The sequence below is a fragment of the Eudoraea sp. genome (genome assembly GCF_049669105.1).
GTDB lineage: Bacteria > Bacteroidota > Bacteroidia > Flavobacteriales > Flavobacteriaceae > Eudoraea.
Window position 1 is genome coordinate 1 of the sequence record NZ_JBATKE010000032.1, and the last position, 2,953, is coordinate 2,953.

Consider the following 2,953-nt stretch of genomic DNA (forward strand, 5'->3'; position numbering starts at 1 on the left):
GGACAAAGAACATGTTTATGAACGATAAAGACACTAAGCCTGCGACCATTGAGCAGCGAATTGGTCGTATCCCAATCTTTGTTGGAGGCAATGTACGTAGTGGAGGTGACATAGGACAACTGACCTATAGCCAAACAAACACACTACCCAATTTTCAACTTTTGGTAAATCATGACGACGACGTACGTGAATTTGCCTATGCCGAAAAAGATAACAAATCCTTAAATGCTGCCAAAGAAGGTGGCTGGCATGTGGTAAGCATGAAAAACGATTGGAAGAAAATATTCCCTTTCGATAATTAAAAAAAATAATACCGAATAGCTTCAAAACAAATAAGATGAAAACACAGAAATTAGTAAGTATTCTAGTAATGGGCTTGTTTATTATCGGAATTGTTATTCCGATGCAAGCACAGAAAAACAAAAAGCCCAACATTATACTCCTAAATATGGACAACTTTGGCTATGGAGAGCTTGGTGTTTACGGTGGAGGAATTACGCGTGGTGCGGCTACGCCAAGAATTGACAAGCTAGCCTCTGAAGGTATGCGACTGACTAATTTTAATGTAGAAGCTCAATGTACACCCAGTAGAGCAGCATTAATGACCGGGCGCTACGCTGTACGCACGGGTAATGGCACTGTCAATTGGAATGCAGGAGAGTATGGTCTAACTCAATGGGAATATACCATGCCCGAAATGCTTTCGGATATTGGCTATGCTACAGCTATGTTTGGTAAATGGCACTTGGGCGATACTGATGGGCGCTATCCTACAAATCAAGGATTTGATGAGTGGTATGGCATTCCAAACTCAACCGATGACAGTTTTTGGCCTGGAGAAGTACAATTCGAACGGGTAGTTGCAGAGCAGATTAATCCACAGGTTAAACCAACTTATATTTTTGAAGCCACTAAAAATAATACGCCTAAAAAGGTGAAAAAATATGACTTAGAAGCAAGACGAGAAATAGACAGAGAGAGTACAGATAGAGCAATAGATTTTATTACGCGTAAAGCAAAATCAGATGATCCGTTTTTCGTGTATTTACCCTATACAGAGACTCATATGCCTGTATTACCTAGCAAAGAGTTTGCTGGCAAAAGCGGCAATGGAGATTATGCAGATGTATTAATGCAAATTGATGCCTATACGGGTGAACTATTGGATCTACTCGATGAACTAGGAATTGCTGATAATACCATCTTTATCTGGACATCAGACAATGGACCTGAAATGATTCCGGGCTACCAGGGCTGGAGTGGCCCTTGGCGTGGTTCCTATTTTACGGCAAGAGAAGGTTCTTTGCGTGTGCCATTTATAATGCGTTGGCCAGGAAAAGTTCCAGCGGGCCGGGTTTCTAACGAGATGGTCCATCAATTTGACTTGTTTACGACAATTGCCAAAATCACTGGAGGAAAAGTACCTGCTGATCGTATCATTGACGGTGTCGATCAAAGCAAGTTCTTAATGGGACAGACCGAAAAATCAGCAAGAGAATCCTTTGTTATTTATGTAGGAGATCAAGTATTCGGAGTAAAATGGCGCAACTGGAAAATGTTGACCAAGGAGTTCGAAAACGGCATGGGGACGGGCAAAATTGTCGAATACGGCGTTCCACGATTTATCAACCTTTACACAGATCCACAGGAAAATTATCCAATTACTTATAAATCAGGCCAACAAATGTGGGTGCGTTTTCCAATGTCAGCAGTCGCAGTAGAGCATGCAAAATCCTTTCAAACAGAACCACCCATCAAGCCGGGTACGCCTGATCCGTATGTGCCGAAGAATAAGAAATAACCCAGACAGTGCGGTATGAGTCGAGCAAGGAACTCTACTCGGCCGCACATTATGAGCAAGCGGGAGATTAATGGCGCAGAGAAAAGTGAATTGCATAAAAAAAATAGTAGCACAAACTAAGTATTGTAATATCAGATAATTAACAAAATGAAAAGAGTGAAAACTTATGGTTGTCGCTCTTTTTTTAATTTTAATAAAAGGCAAACTTAAGCCTTTCCTGCCTGAGGTAGGTAGGTAGGTAGGTAGGTATAATTTGAGCACTTTTTATCTACCCACTTTATTTGTTCATATAAGACACTTTAGACGCTTTCCATAGTTTCTTTAGCTGTATCTCTACTTTTCTTCCACTTTCGTTACGTACCTTTACTCTTATTGAAAACTCAATAAATAATTTTAATCCCTGATATATAATATTTAACTTGCATTAAAATTAGCCGTGCTACTAACGAAACTGCATCGACCACCTGTCACCAAAGAACATGTTTACAGAGATCATCTGATTGATCTGCTGAATAAGAACATGTACAAGCCACTTACGCTGGTTAGTGCAGGCGCTGGTTATGGCAAGAGCATGTTGATCAGCTCCTGGCTTGAAAAATCCAAAATCCCCTATGCCTGGGTTTCATTGAGCGATGAAGACAATGAAATCAGAGATTTTATTCGGTGTATTTCCACATCGGTCAATAATAGGTTTCCAAAAGCTTTGGTTCATCTGAATGACTATGTGGAAGCTGCTGAATTACCACCGATGAACAAAATAGCTGAAAGCCTCATTAATGGTTTAGATGAAATCGATAAGGAATTTGTCGTGGTTTTAGATGATTATCATTTAATCCAAAACATGCAAATTAATGAACTGATTAACCAGCTGCTCCAGTTTCCTCCACAGCTCATGCATTTGGTCATTATTTGCAGGAGTGATCCGTTTTTGAATCTAAGCTCGTTACGCGCACACAGTCGCATCAATGAGATTCGTGCGGCAGAACTGTGCTTCAATGAAAGTGAAATTTTGAGATTATTGAATAATATTTTTCATATAGAGTCAAGTGGAGCAATTTCGCATAAATTGATGCAACAAACGGAAGGATGGATTACTGGTTTGCGATTGTTATTGTTAATGGTAAAGAAAGGGGAAGACTTAAATGAGTCCCT

The 2,953-nt window shown here is 40.0% G+C and carries 2 protein-coding genes and 1 pseudogene; all 3 read left to right on the forward strand.

Features of this window, described 5'->3' with window-relative positions; translation table 11 throughout:
* Window positions 1-302: pseudogene (locus WBM60_RS02205) on the forward strand (haloacid dehalogenase-like hydrolase); the annotation flags it as partial.
* A 35-nt stretch (window positions 303-337) separates the two neighbouring features.
* Entirely contained in the window at window positions 338-1,801 is a 1,464-nt protein-coding gene (locus WBM60_RS02210) for an arylsulfatase (protein ID WP_424282716.1), read from the forward strand.
* 436 nt (window positions 1,802-2,237) lie between these two features.
* On the forward strand, window positions 2,238-2,953 hold a 716-nt coding region (locus tag WBM60_RS02215; protein WP_424282717.1), incomplete at its 3' end, for a hypothetical protein.

Coding starts and splice junctions, on each gene's coding strand:
- WBM60_RS02210 (WP_424282716.1), top strand. CDS start 338: ATGAAAACACAGAAATTAGTAAGTATTCTAGTAATGGGCTTGTTTATT.